13 protein-coding genes and 1 pseudogene are annotated in these 16,231 nt (G+C 71.9%); 9 read left to right on the forward strand and 5 right to left on the reverse strand.

All coding sequences use genetic code 11. The annotated features are described in order from the left end of the window. Positions 1-95: 95 nt before the first annotated feature. Together NMN56_RS31645 and NMN56_RS31650 are read left to right on the forward strand one after the other, a co-directional pair. A pseudogene (locus tag NMN56_RS31645) lies at positions 96-1,579 on the forward strand (sensor histidine kinase). After that, positions 1,576-2,220 carry a response regulator gene (locus NMN56_RS31650; RefSeq protein ID WP_274046897.1) on the forward strand — a complete coding sequence of 215 codons (645 nt, stop codon included), beginning with the start codon at positions 1,576-1,578 and terminating at the stop codon, positions 2,218-2,220. Before NMN56_RS31645 ends, NMN56_RS31650 begins: the two are co-directional and overlap by 4 nt. A gap of 160 nt (positions 2,221-2,380) precedes the next feature. Here NMN56_RS31650 and NMN56_RS31655 read toward each other — a convergent pair whose 3' ends face one another. Further along, on the reverse strand, positions 2,381-3,082 hold the full coding sequence (locus NMN56_RS31655) for an ACP S-malonyltransferase (protein WP_274046895.1): 702 nt from the start codon (positions 3,080-3,082) through the stop codon (positions 2,381-2,383). A gap of 99 nt (positions 3,083-3,181) precedes the next feature. On the opposite strand from NMN56_RS31655, the gene NMN56_RS31660 reads away from it, so the two are divergent. Both NMN56_RS31660 and NMN56_RS31665 read left to right on the forward strand, forming a co-directional pair. Next, complete coding sequence (locus tag NMN56_RS31660) at positions 3,182-3,781, forward strand: DUF1269 domain-containing protein (RefSeq protein ID WP_274046893.1); 600 nt, start codon at positions 3,182-3,184, stop codon at positions 3,779-3,781. A gap of 173 nt (positions 3,782-3,954) precedes the next feature. After that, complete coding sequence (locus tag NMN56_RS31665; RefSeq protein ID WP_283742526.1) at positions 3,955-4,275, forward strand: DMT family transporter; 321 nt, start codon at positions 3,955-3,957, stop codon at positions 4,273-4,275. A gap of 150 nt (positions 4,276-4,425) precedes the next feature. Here NMN56_RS31665 and NMN56_RS31670 read toward each other — a convergent pair whose 3' ends face one another. Continuing rightward, on the reverse strand, positions 4,426-4,998 hold the full coding sequence (locus NMN56_RS31670) for a class I SAM-dependent methyltransferase (protein ID WP_274046892.1): 573 nt from the start codon (positions 4,996-4,998) through the stop codon (positions 4,426-4,428). Positions 4,999-5,114: 116 nt separating this feature from the next. Here NMN56_RS31670 and NMN56_RS31675 point away from each other — a divergent pair, with 116 nt between their 5' ends. The 3 genes from NMN56_RS31675 (at position 5,115) to NMN56_RS31685 (ending at position 7,753) form a co-directional block, all read left to right on the forward strand. After that, on the forward strand, positions 5,115-5,888 hold the full coding sequence (locus NMN56_RS31675; RefSeq protein ID WP_283742527.1) for an AraC family transcriptional regulator: 774 nt from the start codon (positions 5,115-5,117) through the stop codon (positions 5,886-5,888). A gap of 301 nt (positions 5,889-6,189) precedes the next feature. Next, the gene (locus NMN56_RS31680) at positions 6,190-6,960 is read left to right on the forward strand and encodes a D-Ala-D-Ala carboxypeptidase family metallohydrolase (RefSeq protein ID WP_274046889.1); all 771 of its coding nucleotides are present in this window, start codon (positions 6,190-6,192) and stop codon (positions 6,958-6,960) included. Positions 6,961-7,192: 232 nt separating this feature from the next. Beyond that, positions 7,193-7,753: a hypothetical protein gene (locus NMN56_RS31685; RefSeq protein WP_274046888.1), complete on the forward strand. Its 561-nt coding sequence runs from the start codon at positions 7,193-7,195 to the stop codon at positions 7,751-7,753. Positions 7,754-7,889: 136 nt separating this feature from the next. Here the strand turns inward: NMN56_RS31685 and NMN56_RS31690 are convergent, their stop codons facing one another. Next, on the reverse strand, positions 7,890-8,480 hold the full coding sequence (locus tag NMN56_RS31690) for an NADPH-dependent FMN reductase (RefSeq protein ID WP_274046887.1): 591 nt from the start codon (positions 8,478-8,480) through the stop codon (positions 7,890-7,892). Between the two features lie 281 nt (positions 8,481-8,761). Between NMN56_RS31690 and NMN56_RS31695 the strand changes: the two genes are divergently transcribed. Then, the gene (locus tag NMN56_RS31695; RefSeq protein WP_274046886.1) at positions 8,762-12,040 is read left to right on the forward strand and encodes an ATP-binding protein; all 3,279 of its coding nucleotides are present in this window, start codon (positions 8,762-8,764) and stop codon (positions 12,038-12,040) included. A gap of 276 nt (positions 12,041-12,316) precedes the next feature. On the opposite strand, the gene NMN56_RS31700 is transcribed toward NMN56_RS31695, so the two are convergent. Together NMN56_RS31700 and NMN56_RS31705 are read right to left on the reverse strand one after the other, a co-directional pair. Next, on the reverse strand, positions 12,317-14,257 hold the full coding sequence (locus NMN56_RS31700) for an ABC transporter ATP-binding protein (RefSeq protein ID WP_274046885.1): 1,941 nt from the start codon (positions 14,255-14,257) through the stop codon (positions 12,317-12,319). 125 nt (positions 14,258-14,382) lie between these two features. After that, positions 14,383-15,252, reverse strand: coding sequence for an NUDIX domain-containing protein (locus NMN56_RS31705; protein WP_347178688.1), 870 nt, complete (start codon positions 15,250-15,252; stop codon positions 14,383-14,385). Here NMN56_RS31705 and NMN56_RS31710 point away from each other — a divergent pair. Beyond that, positions 15,140-16,039, forward strand: a complete 900-nt coding sequence (locus NMN56_RS31710; protein WP_274046883.1) for a TIGR03620 family F420-dependent LLM class oxidoreductase — start codon at positions 15,140-15,142, stop codon at positions 16,037-16,039. The two genes, NMN56_RS31705 and NMN56_RS31710, sit on opposite strands and share 113 nt — an antisense overlap. Positions 16,040-16,231 lie beyond the last annotated feature (192 nt).

Consider the following 16,231-nt stretch of genomic DNA (forward strand, 5'->3'; position numbering starts at 1 on the left):
CGGAGCGGCTGCCCTCTGGGCCCTGGACGGCCGACCCCCGTGTCAACCGATCGGCCGATGTGCCGGTCGCCGGGGCCGGGCTACGACTGGCCGGAATGAACCCGCGAGGAGACACCTACGTGCACAGCGACAGCGGCCGGCGCGACCAGGAACGGAAGCCCGGGGCAGGCGGCTCGGGCCCGCCGCCGCGAGGCGACTCAGGCACGCCGCCGCACGGTCACGTCTCCACTCCTACGGACCGGTGGCTGGCCCCGGTCATCCATGCGGCGTTCTTCCTGCTGCTGAGCGGCTCTCTGCTGCGCTTCTTGCTGCGGCATCCCGGCCAGCCCCGCACCCCCTGGGTCCTCGCGCTCAGCGTCGCCCTGGCGCTGCTGTACGTGCTCGGCCCCGCCCTGGGCCCCGCGGCCTCGGCTCGCGCTCCCGGACGCCACCTGTACTGGCTGGCCACCGTCGTGGCGACATGGGTCGTCCTGGTGCTGCTCGCGCCCAGCTTCGCCTGGTGCGCCGTCCCGCTCTTCTACACGGGACTGCGCACGCTGTCCGCACGGGCCGCTCTTCCCCTGGTGGCGTTTCTGACCACGTTCGTCGTCGCCGCACAGCTCCAACTGGCCGACGGTTTCGACCCGATCCTCGTGCTGGCCCCGCCCGCCGTGGCCGCGCTCGCTGCGGGAGTCTTCGTCCATATGGAACGCCAGGCCGTGCGCCAACGCACCCTCATCGACGACCTGTTGCGCACCCGGCGCGAACTCGCGGCCACCGAACGGCGCGAGGGAACACTCGCCGAACGGCAACGGCTCTCCATGGAGATCCACGACAGCCTCGCTCAGGGTCTCTCCAGCCAGCAGATGCTGCTCCAGGCCGCCGACCGCACCTGGGACACGGACCCGGCAGCCGCGCGCGGGCACGTGCGGACGGCGGGCGAGATCGCGGCGCGCAACCTCGCCGAAGCACGCCGCTTCGTGCACGACCTCTCCCCGCCGACCTCGCCGGCGACGTGCCCCTGGAGACGGCACTGCGCGAACTGGCGGGCCGGGAACGGGAGCAGGGCGGTCCCGAAGTGCGCTTCCACGTGGAGGGCACGCCCGCGCCGCTCCCGGACAACGCGCGCTCCGCGCTCCTACGGGTCGCGCAGGGCGCCCTCGCGAACGTACGCGAGCACGCCGGCGCCCAGACCGCGGCGCTGACCCTCAGCTATCTCGGCGACCAGGTGCTCCTGGACATCGCGGACGACGGCCACGGCTTCACCTCCGGCGAGCCCACGACAGACACGGAGACACCGGGCGAGCGACCCGCGCGGCAGCCGGGAGCGGCGGGCGGAGGGACCGCACGGCAGCGGCACCGTGTACGCGGCTACGGGCTGCCCGCGATGCGTGCCCGCGTCCAGCGGCTCGGCGGCACACTGGCTGTCGAGTCCGCCCCCGGCGAGGGAACGGTCCTGTCCGCCGCCCTCCCCCTCGTCGGCCCCGAGCCCTCCCCGCGCGGGGACCCCACCGGGCGCCAGAACCGAGCAGAATCCCCGCACCGCGCGGACCGCACGAACGGCACGGACCACCCAGACCACACGGAGCCCACCGCATGACCGCGTCCTCTCCCCCGCCCGTTCGCCTGCTGCTGTGCGACGACCACGCCGTCGTACGGGCGGGCCTGCGCGCCCTCCTGGGCAGCGCGCCCGGCATCGAGATCGCCGGGGAGTCGGGCAACGGCGAGGAGGCCGTGGCCATGTCCGCCAAACTCCGCCCCGACGTCGTCCTGATGGACCTCCAGTTGGGGCCCGGCATGGACGGGGTCGAGGCCACCAGGCGTATCGCCGCCACGGGCCCCGGGGCCCCGCACGTGCTGGTGCTCACCACGTACGACACCGACGCCGACATCACCCGGGCCGTCGAGGCGGGCGCCATCGGTTACCTGTTGAAGGCCGAGAGCGCCGACGAACTGTTCTCCGCGATCCGCGCGGCGGCTGAGGGCCGCACGGCGCTCTCGCCACCGGTCGCGCACCGGGTGATGGCCCAGATGCGCCGGCCCCGGCCCACGCTGACCGCACGCGAACTCGACATCCTGGGACAGCTCTCCCAGGGGCTGGGCAACCGTGAGATCGCACGCGCCCTGTTCATCAGTGAGGCCACGGTCAAGACCCATCTGGGGCGCATCTACGACAAGCTCGGCGTGGAGACTCGCGCGGGCGCCGTGTCCGTCGCCAAGGAGCAGCGGCTGCTGCCCTGAGGCGTACGGCTCCCAAGAGGCGTACGGCTGCCACGGAGCGTACGGCGAACCTATGGCGAGACGTGTTCGCAAGGAGGTCGCGGGGCTTACGTCCACCGCGCGTATGTGCGCCGCCGGCTCAACCGAGCGCCACAAGGGCCCCGAACGACCGGACGGCGCGCTACTTGGACGCACGGGCGAAGTCGGCGGCCTCCGCGATGCCTTGCTCTTCGACGGAGACCACGCGCACCCCTGGCTCCTCCTCCATGAGGCGCGCGGTCAACGTCCGCCCCGGCGGCATCTCCACATAGAGGTCTGCTCCGGCCCCGCGCAGCGCGGTCCGCATGTCCTCCCACCGCACCGGCCGCGCGACGGAGCGGGCCAGGTCGTCGAAGACGCCGTTGGCATCGTCGCGCAGGAATGCGCCACCCGTACTGGTCACGTAGGGCAGCGTCTGCGCGCGGCGCTCGACCGTGGCGAGGTGCTGCGCCATACGGATGCCGATGAGGTGCTCGGACTCCTCGGCGCGTTCCAGTAGTTCGCCGCGCAGCCGCGCGGCATGCAACGCCTCCTCGAAGGTGAGCAGTTCAGCGGTCACGGCAGCCGCGTAGCCGCCGACCCCGTATCCCGCCACCATGTCCGGCTGGACGCCCTCGTCCTCCATGAGCGCGCGGGCTCCCGCCACCCCCGCGATGAGGAGGGAGACATGCCGGGCCACCTCGGACTCCTCCAGCGCCTCGGCCGTGTCCAGTTCGGCGACCCCTCCCGGGTGCCCCCACTCGGCCTCGGCGAGCACGGTGGCCGATGCCGCCGTATCGGGCAGCCGGTGCAGCATCCCGCGGCGCTGCGAGCCCAGCCCGGGGAAGAGGAACGCGATGCTCATGGCCTCACCCTCACCTGTCGGGGCCTGCCTGCGCCAGTTGTGCCGCGCTGTGCCGGGGCTGCGGATGCCGTACGCCCGGTGAGCGCCGATGGTGGGCTTATGACGGAAAACATCTTGTTCGCGGACTACACGGACCGGGGGCGCGACGCGGCACTACAGGCACTCGTCGCACTCGACGCAGCCCACGACGCCGGGTCACTCAAACTGCGCGAGGCCCGGGTGATCCGCCGCGACGAAGACGGCGATGTGGAGGTGCCGGGCGAGGTGGACCACACCTACGACTCGGCGGGCTTCGCCGTCGGCGGGGTCGTCGGAGCGCTGGTGGGCCTTCTGGGCGGTCCCGTAGGGGTCCTGATCGGATTCGGCGCGGGAGGGCTGATCGGCGGCGCCCAGGACGCCCGGCGTGTCATCGAGACGAACACGGCTCTGGAGGAGCTGACAGCCGGGATCCCGCCCGGCAGCACCGTCCTCGTCGCCGAGGCCGCCGAGGACAGCACAACACCTGCCGACCAGGCGCTCGGCTCCGGTGTCCGGCGCTATGAGGCCGCCAAGGTCAGGGCGGACCTGGAAGAGGCGCTCAAGGCCGCTGAAGCGGGCTCGGAGAGGGGATCCGGAGCGGACTCGGAGAGGGGGTCCGGAGCGGGCTCCGGGCGGGAAGACAGCGGCGGGGAGCCCTCGCCGCCGACACGGCGGGAGTGAGAGGCGGCACGAGACGTGCGACAGCAGCGGCATCGGGCGGCAGTGCCGGTGACCGGCCATAGGGCGCAACCCCTTGATGCGCCCCGGTGTTCCCTGTGATCACCTGATTCATGGAGATCACAGGGACAGCGGCCTCCCAATGGGCGGCACGAGACGAACGGAGGGAGCACGGTATGGCTCTGGCTTGGGGTGTGCTGATCGCGTCGGGATGTCTGGAGACGGTGTGGGCCACCGCGCTCGAAGCGTCCAAGAACTTCCACAGGCTCGGCCCTTCCCTGCTGTTCCTCGTGGCGCTCGCCGGCAGCATGGCGGGTCTGTCCTACGGCGTGACCCACATTCCGCTCGGCACCGCCTACGGGGTCTGGGTCGGCATCGGGGCCGTCGGCACCGCCGTCTACGGCATGGTCGCCCTCGGGGATCCCACGACCGTGGCCCGCATCCTGTGCCTGCTGCTGATCGTCGGTGGCGTGGTGGGGCTGAAACTCATCCACTGAGCTTTCCCCTGACCTTCTGTGCCTTCGGCCTCTTCGCCTGGGTGGCTCCGCCGGGGTGCTCAGCCGGCTCCGGTTCGGAAACGGCGGTGCTACCGGTACGGCGGGCCCGCGAGAATCACGCCCTGTAGGACCGCCGTCGCGCACTCGCGCTCAGGGACGCCGTCCCCGGAAGCGGAGTCCCCCGGTCTCCGGGTGGAGGTCGACGGACACGTCCGTGAACCCGGCTTCGGTCAGCCGCGCGGGCAGCGTCGCCGGGTCGACGACGTTCATCGTGTCGCCGATGTGCAGCAGCCGGAAGCGGAAGTTGAGCTGGCTGTCGGCCCCGGCGAACGTTCCGCCCGGGCGCAGCACCCGGAACGCCTCGGCGAAGATGCCGTCCTGCTGCTCGGCGGTCGGCACATGGTGCAGCATCGTGAAGCAGACAACGGCTGAATACGCCCCGTCAGCGAGGGGCATCGCGGCGCCGTCGGCGTGCACGACGCGGGCACGCTCACCCCACTGGGACCGCAACAGCTCCGCCGTGCGCCCGTCCACCTCCACCGCGGTCAGCCGCGGCACCTGCTCGACCAGGACGCGCAGGTTCGCGCCGTATCCCGGGCCGATCTCCACTACGTCGTCGCCCAGTTGGACGTCATCGAGCGCCCATGGGAGCAGCCTTTCCCGTACGCCCATGGCCCACTTCTCCGAACTGCACAGTTTCCGGTGCGCTCTGTTCATCGGCATACGGCCGACGCTAGGCCGGTACGGTCCGTGTCCGCCACGGCGTACGCTGCCAACCGATGCCGCCATACGGACAACGTGAGCAGCCGGAGCAGCCAGAGCGCCCGGAGCAGCCAGGGGTGCCGGAGCAGCCGGAGTTGCGCGACCACGGGCCCGGGCCGGGGCCGTCGTCCGGACACGCACTGGTAGTGCGCGGTTTCACGCTCGCGCGCGGCCACTGGTTCACCGAGCATCTCCATCCGGCGCACCAACTGGCCTGGTGCAGAAGCGGCCTGCTGACGGTGCGCACAACGGGCGGCACATGGCTGCTGCCGCCGAGCATGGCCCTGTGGATTCCCGCGCACACCCCGCACGCGACCGGGGCGACGAGCGCGACACAGATGCGCAGCCCGTACATCGAGCCCGCACACTGTCCGGTCACATGGACCGAACCGACCGTGGTGGCTGTTCCTCCGCTGCTGCGGGAACTGATCGGCCACCTGTCGCTCACGGACCTGGAAGAGCTGGCGCGCGCCCGCGCGGAGGCCGTTCTCTTCGATCTGCTCCGGCCGGTTCCCGCCCGGGACATCGCGCTGACCTGGCCCACCGACCCGCGTGCACGCCTGGTCGCCGACTCCCTCCACGCCGACCCGGCGGACGGCCGCGCCCTGGCCGGCTGGGCCAGCCTCGCGGGCGCCAGCGCCCGCACGCTCGCGCGTCTCTTCACGGCCGAGACCGGCATCGGTTTCGGCCGCTGGCGCGAACGGCTGCGCGTCCAGGAGGCGATGCCACACCTCGCGTGCGGCCGTTCCGTGGAGTCCACGGCGCACAGGGTCGGTTACGCCTCTACGAGCGCCTTCATCGCCGCCTTCAGACGCACCGTCGGGCTCACCCCCGGCCAGTTCTTCGGCTGAGCCCGACCGCCTGACGCCCGAGCGCGACCGCCTGGCCCCGAGCGCCACACCGGGCACGCGAGCACCCAGGGGGAGCCGCCCCCGTCCTCGCCGGCCGGGAGACACCCCCACAGGACCGCGACCGCATGTCTCCAACGCCCTTGCCATGACCATTGGTTCGACCACTTGACCCGTCATTTACATGCGCCAGCCACGCCGCTACGTTGACGCATACACGCCAGCCAGCCTCGTGCGTCATCTACGCGCGTCGCGCCTCGCCCGCCCTGCCATGCACCCCGTCCCCACCGCACACGGAGATGCCATGCGCACACCGCGCCCAGGCCGCACGCTCGCCGTCCCTCTACGTCTCGTCCTCGCCGTCACGCTGCTCGCGGCGACCGTGCTCACGGGCACCGCCGCAGCCGCCACAGCGCCCCGCCCGGCAGCCGACGGCTGCTACACATGGCAACGCGACCTCGCGGAGGGCGCCACGGGCGAGGACGTGAGACAACTACAGGTACGCGTCGCCGGTTACCCGGCGCCCGGCGAAGTGATCGCCATGGACGGCGACTTCGGACCCGCCACCAAGGCGGCCGTCGTACGCTTCCAGAAGGCGTACGGGCTCACCGCCGGCGGCAAGGCGGACGGCCCGACCTACGAGAAGATCTACGCCCTCCAGGACGACGACTGCTCTCCCGCTCACTTCACCTTCAGCGAGCTGAACGACTGCAACTCCGACTGGAGCGGGGGCGCCGTCAGCGCGGCGCAGGCCAAGTCCTCCGCGCTGCGCACCATGTGGAAGCTGGAAGCACTACGGCACGCACTCGGCGACAAGCCGATCACCGTCACCAGCGGATTCCGCTCCAAGGCGTGCAACGACCAGGTCGGAGGGGCACCGAGCAGCCGCCACCTGTACGGCGACGCTGCCGATCTCGGCGCGGGCCCGCACAGCCTCTGCACTCTCGCCAAGGCGGCCCGCGACCGTGGCTTCCACGGCATTCTCGGCCCCGGCTACCCAGGCCATGACGACCACACCCACCTGGACCACCGCGCGAGCCGCTTCTGGTCGGCACCGACCTGCGGCATCGGCTGACCCCGCACGAAGCCGGCCGCACCCGCGCTCACGCCACCGCCTCGTGCGGTCAGGACGCCGTAACCACCCGGCCGTACGACCGTCCCTCACCCCAGAGGCCCACGCCTCACGACCGCCCCGCGCGCCGCCGTACCTCCACACACCACACGGCCGCACTCCGCCCCCGTACGCCCCAGGCCCTCTCAGGCCACGCCGTACGGCCGCCCGACAACTCCCGGAAAGGGAAACCACCATGAGACCCACCAGACGCGTTCTGACCGCCCTCCTGGGCGCCGCTGCCGCCGCCGGCCTCACCCTCGGCGGCGCAGCCGCCGCACAGGCTTCTGCCGCCTCCCCTGCCCCCGCGTCGGCGTCCGCCTCCGGAGACACGCGGGCGGTCCAGGACGCGCCACGGACCCTGGCCAAGCTCACGCACGCCCAGGCGACGGCCAAATTCCGCGCCGCCGGCCTCACCTGGACCTCCAGCGGCGGCTGTTCGGACCGCAACAGGCCGAACTGCACCTCCTTCGACCAGCTCAACTCCGCCACCGCTGACGGCGCCGTCACCCTCAAGTCGGCCTCCAAGTGCGCCATCAAGCTCACCGGGGGCACCGAGACGGGCCACGCGAGCGGCACGTACAGCCACTGGAACGGCTACAAGCTCGACATGGCGCTCTCCAGCTGCCTGGACAGCTACATCAAGGGCACCTTCACCTCCATAGGTGGCTCCAAGTGGAAGTCCGGCTCGGGCAACATCTACTACCGCGAGGGCAACCACTGGGACGTCACCTACTACAACTGCGGCGGCTGCTGAGCCGGTCGCCGCGGAACCCCACACCGCGCGCCACGAGCGAGCCGTAACGGGCCCGCACGTAGCCCCACGCAGCGCCTTGAGCCCTCCTCCCGCCGCTCCGAGCGCCCGGAACCGGCGCGCGGAGCACGCACGAGGCTCAGACCTTGTACGGGCGCTTGGTGCGCGCGTCGCGGAGGGCGTGCCCCCACCAGCTCAGTTGGTCGAGCAGCGTCTTGGCGTAACCGTCGACGGCGTGGCTCTCCCGTGGCGTGCCCTGGTCGTCGAAGACCTCCCAGTAGTTGGCGAAGCTGACCGCGTCCCTGATGCACGCCGCGTGCAGCTCGTTGAAGACCAGCCGCAGCTGCTCGACCGCGTGCAGCCCTCCGCCGACCCCGCCGTAGGACACGAATCCGACGGGTTTGGCGTTCCACTCGGAGTAGAACCAGTCGACGGCGTTCTTCAGGGATGCCGGGTAGCCCCTGTTGTAGACGGCGGTGACGACCACGAAGGCATCGGCCGCCTCGATACGTGGGGCGAGCGCCTTGACCTCGTCGGGGAGCGGCGCTTCCGGATCGTCACCGTTGAAGATCACGGGAAGCCGTTCCTCCAGCAGGTCGATGACGTCGACCTCGAAGTCCCCGTGGGCGCGGGCCTGTTCGGCGATCCAGTGCGCCGGCACAGGAGCGAACCGGTCGTTACGGGTGCTGCCGACGATGACGGCCACACGGAGACGGCTGCTGTCCGGCATGCTCGTTTCCTCTCTCGGTACCGCGGCGCCTGAACGCCGCGAGAAGGCTGTTGGCCGGGCCCCGGCCCGTATGAGCAAGCCGTGCGCACGGGCCCCGTACCGCGTGCCACGGTCCGCTTCCGTGAGCTCGCCCGGCGCGTTTCACCCTGCCCCCGGAGGGCTCCGGCATCGTTCCGGTCCGGCTCCGGTCCGGCTCCGGTCCGGCTCCGGCGGCTGCGCACCACGGGCGGGCCGCCGCAGAGAAGCGGGGCCCTCCTGGAGCCCTGCCATACGCTGGTGACGTGCGATTCGGGGTGTTGGGAGCACTGGAGCTGCGGGGTGCGGGCGGTGACACGGTCCGGATCCCGGAGGCCAAGGTGCGTGCGCTCCTTGTCGCGCTTCTGCTCGCCGAAGGCCGCCCCGTCCCCGCCGAGCGGCTGATCGATGGCCTGTGGGGTCACGGCCTGCCCACGGACCCCGCCAGGGTGCTGCGCGCGAAACTCTCCCAGCTACGGGGCGTCCTGGAACGCGCCGAAGACGGTGCGCGGGGCCGCGTCCTGCACAGCCAGGCCGGTTACCTGCTGGAGACCGGCCCCGACGAGGTGGACGCAGCGCGCTTCCGTGCCCTCCTCGCGCACGCGCACCGTACGGACGATCCGGGCGCCCGGATCGCCGCGCTGGACGAGGCGCTCGCACTGTGGCGCGGTCCGGCGCTGGCGGGCTTCACCGACGAACCGTTCGCCGCCCCCGCAGCCGCACGCCTGGAAGAGGAGCGGCTGACCGCTCTGGAAACACGCGCTGAGGCCCGCGTGGAGCTGGGAGAACACCGCGCGGTCGCCGACGAGTTGGGCGAGCTGGCGCAGCGCCATCCGCTGCGTGAACGGCTCCACGCGGCCTATATGAGCGCCCTGTACCGCGCCGGACGCCAGGCAGAGGCCCTGGAGTGCTACGAGCGGCTGCGGCAGCGCCTCGCCGAGGATCTGGGCGTGGACCCGGGCCCTGAGGCCGCCATGCTCCACCAGGAGATCCTGCGCCAGGACCCCCGCCTGGGCCCTGACCCGAACTGTCCGCCCGCGCCGGCTTCCGGAACGCACGTCCCGGCTCACGCGCCCATGCCGTCCCCCGGAACGAACCTCCCGGCCCGTGCCGACGAACTGATCGACCGCGTACGGGAAACCGCCGAGGTACGCGAACTACTGGAGAGCGCACGGCTGGTGACCCTCACGGGCCCAGGCGGTGTCGGCAAGACACGTCTCGCGGTGGAGGCCGCCGCCGGTCTCGTCCCCGACTACCCCGACGGCGTCTGGCTGGTGGAGCTGGGGGCCCTGCCCGGCCGGCCCGAACCCGGCGCCACGCTGTGCGTCGCCGAGGCCGTGGAGACCGTACTCGGCATCCGCAACGAAGTGACGACCGCGGACTGCGCGGAGACCACGGCCGCGCGGCTGGCCGGCGTCCTGGCCGGCTCCCGCTGCCTCCTGGTACTCGACAACTGCGAGCACCTGCTCGGCGCCGCCGCCGACCTGGTGCGGCGACTGCTACAGGCGGCCCCCGGGGTGAGGTGCCTGTTGACGAGCAGGGAGACGCTGGGCCTCCCCGGCGAGCATGTGTACGACGTACCGCTGCTGAGCCTGCCGCGGCACGAGTGCCCGCCGGAGGAGTGCTCCCAGGAGGACGGCGTTCCCTGGCGGGCCCCGCCCCGGAACGCCGCAGAATCCGGAGCCGTACGGCTGTTCGCCGCCCACGCCTCGGCCCAGGCGCCGTCCTTCCGCCTCGACGAAGCCACCCTCCCCCTGGTCGTCTCGGTCTGCCGCCACCTGGACGGCCTGCCGCTCGCACTGGAACTGGCCGCGCACCGCGTCAGAGCGCTGGGCCTGCGTGAGCTGGCCGCACGCCTGGACGACCGTTTCGCGCTCCTGGCCGCCGGCGGTGCCCACCTTCCCAGTCGCCAACAGACCCTCCGCGCGGTCATCGACTGGAGCTGGGAGATGCTCACGGAGGCGGAGAAGACCGTACTGCGCCGCCTGGTGGTGCACGCCGACGGCTGCACCCTGCGCGCCGCCGAGGCGGTCACCACAGGGGTGGGCCCCGTCCAGGGCGGTGTACTGGAGCCGCTGGCCCGACTCGTCGAACGCTCCCTGGTGACCGCCGTCGAGGGTCCGGACGAAGTGCGCTACAGCATGCTGGAGTCCGTCTCCGTCTACGCGGCCGAACGCCTGCGCGAGGCGGGCGAGACAGAGGCGGCCCAGCTGTCGCACATGCGCTACTACAGGGAGTTCACCGAGGATGCCGACCCACGTCTGCGCGGCAGCGAACAGCGCTACTGGCTGCGCAGGCTGAGCGACGAGAGCGCCAACATCAGTGCCGCGCTCGACACGGCGCTGCGCCACGGGGACGCCGACAGCGCCCTGCGCCTCGCCGTCGGCGTCTTCTGGCACCGCTGGATCAAGGGCCGGCACGGCGAGGCACACCGCTCGCTCACCCGGGCACTCACCCTGGAAGGCGGCAGCCGGGCCGTCCGCGCGCGTGCCCACGCCTGGCGTACGTTCCTGGACCTGATCGCCAGAGAACCCGCCGACCCTCTGGCCGCTGCCCAGGCGGCCCTGGACCTCTTCGACGGCGCCGACGACGAGGAGGGCCGCTCGACCGCCAAGTGGGCCCTGTCCCCCGCGCTCGTGGAGTGCGGTGAGATCCAGGCAGCCGAGTCTCTGGTGGGCCAGGCGCTGTCCGCCTTCCGGGCCCGTGGCGACACCTGGGGCACCGCTGCGGCGCTCGCCAACCGCGCCTGGCTGGACATGCTGCGCGGCGCCCTCCCCCGCTTCGAGACCGACGGAGCGCACGCACTGAAGCTGTTCACCGAGATCGGCGACGAGTGGGGAAAGTTGGAGGCCATGGCCGCCCTGTGGCGGCAGAAGGAGACGGCGGGCGACTACGAGGAGGCCGAACGGATAGGGCAGGAGGCGCTGCGCATCGCACAGGACCTCAACCTGTGGCGCCAGGTGTCCTTCTGGCTGGCCTGCCTCGGCGGGAGCGCCCTGACGCGGGGCGCCCTCGCACAGGCCGAGGACCTCCTGGAACGCGCCAGGAAACTGGCGACCGAGCACGGCGAACGGTACGGCGAACGCCTCGCGCGCTTCGGACTGGGCCTCACGGCCCGCCGCGCCGGCGACTTCTCCCGCGCCGAGGACCACTTCCGCGCGTGGCTGGGCGGGGGCCCATGGGACCAGGGTTCCGTCGATGCCGCCCTGGCACTTGCCGAGACGGGCTTCCTGGCGGAACAGCGCGGCAAGCCTCTCGAAGCACTGCGCCTGCACAGGAAGGGCCTCACGGCGGCCCGCGCGACCGGTTCGCACCGCGCGCTCGCCCTGGCACTGACCGGGCTCGCGGGCGCGCACACACTGGCGGGCAACCCCGAAGAGGCCGCGCGCCTGCTCGGCGCAGCCGACGCCGCGCGCGCCGCATCAGGTACCCCCGTGCCCCCCACCGAGAGCGCAGACCTCGACCGCGTCACGGCCGCCACACGGAACGCCCTCGAAGAGGCCGTCTTCACCGCCGAGTTCGACCGTGGCCGCCGCTCCCCTTGACACTCAGCCGAAGCCGCCGTTCCGGTTGACGTGTGACACCGAGGGCACGGCCGCCCCTGATCGCCGCCCGTGGCCCCCACAGATCCCCTCACCCACCCCCGCCTCCGTGGCCGCGTCGCCCTCACCTGGCGTGCCAACGGCCCCGTCGGCCCCGCAGCCCAGCCCACGCCCTCCCCTCCCGCCTGTGCGCTGCCTTCGCCACCCAGACGACCTGAACGACCGCCTCCTGCGGCCCCGAACACCTTGTACCGCCCGGCGGTTCGGCCATCCCTCACGTCAACTCGCGGACTCCACGGCCCCGTCGGTGCGCTCGGCCTGTGTCGGAACCAGGTCGTACTGCGCGGCCTGGGCCTGGTACATGGACCGGTAGAGCCCGCCCTCTCGTCCCATCAGCGTGCCGTGGTCGCCGTCCTCGACCAGGCGGCCCCGGTCGAGCACGTAGATGTGATCGGCGGTCGCGGTGGCCGCCAGGCGGTGGGTGATGAGGACCACCGTGGTGTCCTCCTCGGTGAGGCGCCGCAGCCGCGCGAACGTCTCGATCTCCGCGTGCGGGTCGAGCGCTGAGGTCGGCTCGTCGACGAGCACGAAAGCCGCGCCCCGGTAACGGATACGGGCGTGGGCCAGCTTCTGCCACTGCCCGCCGGAAATCTGCGTACCGCGCTCGTACCCCTTGACGACAATCGAGTCCCATCCGTGCGGAAGCCCGTCCACGATGTGCCGCGCGTCGGCGTCCCTCGCTGCCGTCTCCAGCCGCTCCCCGTCCGCGGGGACACGCGCGTCCCCGATGGTGATGTTCGTACGGGCGCTCATCTGCCAGCGGGGATAGTCCTGGCCCAACAGCGCCACCTTCTCGAACAGCTGCCGCCGGTCGGCGTCCCGCACCTCCACGCGCACCGGATCGTCCGCCGTGCCGCCCCCTTCCCACCACACCCGGCCTTCGCCCGGGAGCATCAGCCCCGCGAGGATCTTGGCGAGGGTGGTCTTGCCCGAACCGTTGGCGCCGACCAGTGCGATCACTTTGCCTCGCGGTACCGAAAGGCTCACCGCGTCGAGCGCCGGTTTCTCCGCGCCGGGGTACGTGAAGGACACGTTGTCCACCCGGATCGCGTTCACGACCTCTGGCAGGTCGGCACCGCTCTCCGGGATCGCGTGCCGCGCGGCCATGTCGATGGCCTCCTGGGTGTCGGTGAGCAACAGCATCTCCTCGTACATCCGGTTGAGTTGCATCACCAGGGAGGACAGCTTCGCGGTGGAGTTACGGATGGCGATCACCGCCGTACCGCCGACGGCGAGCGGCATGCCGCCTCCGGTCAGCAGCCACCAGAGCATCCCGTAGGCGCCCAGAGCGGCCACCCCGGACAGCGCCGAGGCGATCAGGTCGGTGTGGGCCTGCGCACGCGCCAGACGGCGCTGCTCGGCCTCTGTGGAGGCCGACATCTCCCCGTACCCGCGCAGCAGCAGTTCCCCCGCCCCGTGCGCCCGGATCTCCGCTCCTGCGTGCGGCATCGTCAGGTACTGCAGCAGGCTGGCAATGGCCCGCCTGTGGTCGATCCAGTGCCGCCGCGAGGTGTACTCACGCCGGGCCGACCGGACAGCTCCCCACCCTTTGGGCAGCGCCACCCCCAGGAGCGTCGGCAGCAACAGCGGGTGCAGCGACGCGAGAACGGTCCCGGCCGCGACCATGCCGATCAGCGCGTTGGCGATACCGACGGACAGCCCGAGCATCCTGCGGGCGGAGTCCGTCCCGAACTTGCCTGCCTCCAGGACGCGTTGCACGGCCGGTTCCTCGGTCGCCACCAGCTCCACCCGCGTCACCGCTGTGTAGTAGCGCGTGGAGACCGCCCGTTCGACCTGTGGCTCCAGCCTGCCGGACATCGCCACCGACCACGCGGCCAGCACCGCCACGCACATGGACATCACCGCGAGCACGACCAGCGCGGGCAGCGCCTGCCGTAGCCGCTCAGGTGTCGGTCCACCCGCGAACAGCGAAGTGAGCACCCCGTTCACCGCGACGAGCCCGTAGGCGGAGGCCAGCCCCTGCCCGAGTTCGGCCAGCACCACACCGGCCAGCGCCCGCCGGTCGGCCTCCCAGGCCGCACGCACGACCAGCGCGACCATACGGGGCAGCGCCTGGGCCATCTCCCAGAAGCTCATCCGGATCAGCGCGCCCTCATGGCGCACATAGGCCTGGTCGTAGCGCAGCTTCCCGCCGAACATCTCCCGCTCGGCAGCAGAGACGTGCTCGTGCGCCCCCGTTTTCCGCGTACCACTGGTACGTCTCCGCACACCACCCGCGCGTTTCCGCGTACTACTTGTGCGCTCTGCCGGTCTCCCCCAGCCGTTCACACCGACCACCCCACACTCGTGTACGTCCAGCCCTGGGCGATGCCCTCCAGCGCGGTCCGCGCGTAACCGACCACAGGGCACGGCAACGCCGCACGTGGCCACCAGGCCCACTCACGGCACCTGTCCGGCTCTCTCAGCTGCGGCTCGCCGCTCCACCTGTGCACACGGAAGAACAACTGGAGGCGCGGTTCCCCGGCCCCCGCACCGCGTACGTGCACGGTGTGCACCAGCTCCAGGTCCGGCTCGTCGAGTACGAACCCCAGCTCCTCGTACGCCTCCCGCACCGCACAGGCACGCACGCTCTCGTCCTCCACGTGCCCGGCCGGCAGGTGCCAGGTGTCCGGCGCGAACGCCGCCCCGGGAGCACGCCTCCCCAGGAGGACCCGCCTCCCGCGTTCGAATACAAGATGGGCCCCGATCGCATGCGGCCATGGACGCACAACTCCTCCTGGTTGACGGGAACTCGGACGGATGCGCGGTTCAACGGCCCCCGCACGAGCGAGGTGACGGCCCAGCCGGGGCGATTCCCCGGACGCATGTACGGCAACCCCACTCCCGCCCCGTCCTGCCGGGGGCCGGCGCCACCTGCGCCCTGTGCGATTCACGCACGCGTGTACCGTCACCCTCACCGGGGATTGCGCCACTCTTCCGCCCCGGCCCCGCGGGCCCCGCGTCTTGTCCCAGGAGCCGGCCCCGCACAGCATCCAGCGGCCTGCCCAGTAGTCCGCTCCGGTCGATGTCCGAGGGGGAACGGTGACGACGGCAGAGGAAACCCGCCTGCGAATCGGCCGGTTCGGTGTGTGGCTCGCGCCCCAGACCTTGCTGGGTACGCCGGTTCCGGTGCAGCGCGAACAGTTCACCCGCATCGAACGGCTCGGATACGGCTCGCTGTGGACCGGTGAACCGCCGGCCACCGCACCGGTCAGCAGCCGCGAAATACTGGCCCAACTCGCCGTTGCCCTGGCGGCGACCGAACGGCTCGTCCTCGGGGCGGGCATCGCCAACATCGGCATGCGTGACCCCATGGCCATGCACAGCGGAGCCGCGACTCTCGCCGAGGCATACCCGGGCCGGCTGATCCTCGGGCTCGGCGGCCAGAGCGGCGACCGCCCACTGACTCAACTGCGGCGTTACTTGGACGCGATGGACGAGGCCGCCACACGCATACCGCCCGGACCCCGGTACCCTCGCGTTCTCGCCGCACTGGGGCCCAAAGCGCACCAAGTGGCCGGCGAACGCACCGACGGCGTCCACCCGTTCATGCAACCGGTCGAGCACACCCGGGCAGCGCGGAAAGCACTGGGTCCCGGCCCGCTACTGGTCCCCCACCAAGCCCTGTACCTCGACACCAACGCCGAAACGGCTCGTGCCCAACTCCGCGCGCTCCTCACCACCGGCCGGCGCGAAGTTGTCGAGACCCCCTACACCAGGAACTACCGGCGGCTCGGCTACGGGAACGACGACCTGGCGGGCGAGTACAGCGACCGGCTCATCGACGCCACACTTGCCTGGGGCGACGAAGCCACCATCGCCGACCGGCTCCACGCCCACCTGGACGCGGGCGCCGACCACGTACTCCTGCACCCCTTGACCCCCGATCTCCCCTCCGCCGTTGACCACTTGGAACGCCTGGCCCCGCTCCTACGCCCCTGATCCCCGCCCCCTGCACGGCGAGGGCAGACCGCTCCACCATGAAGGGGACCGTCTCGGGGCCACCCGAGACGAACGGTGGGGGCAGGCCCGCCACATGGAAGCTCCTCTCGGCCGCCGTCGACCGCCGGCTCAAGAGCGGCGCGCACGACCGGCGGCCCCGGGGAGAGAAACAACGACCACCGCACCCCCACG

This window comes from Streptomyces iconiensis, assembly GCF_028657195.3.
GTDB classification, from domain to species: domain Bacteria; phylum Actinomycetota; class Actinomycetes; order Streptomycetales; family Streptomycetaceae; genus Streptomyces; species Streptomyces iconiensis.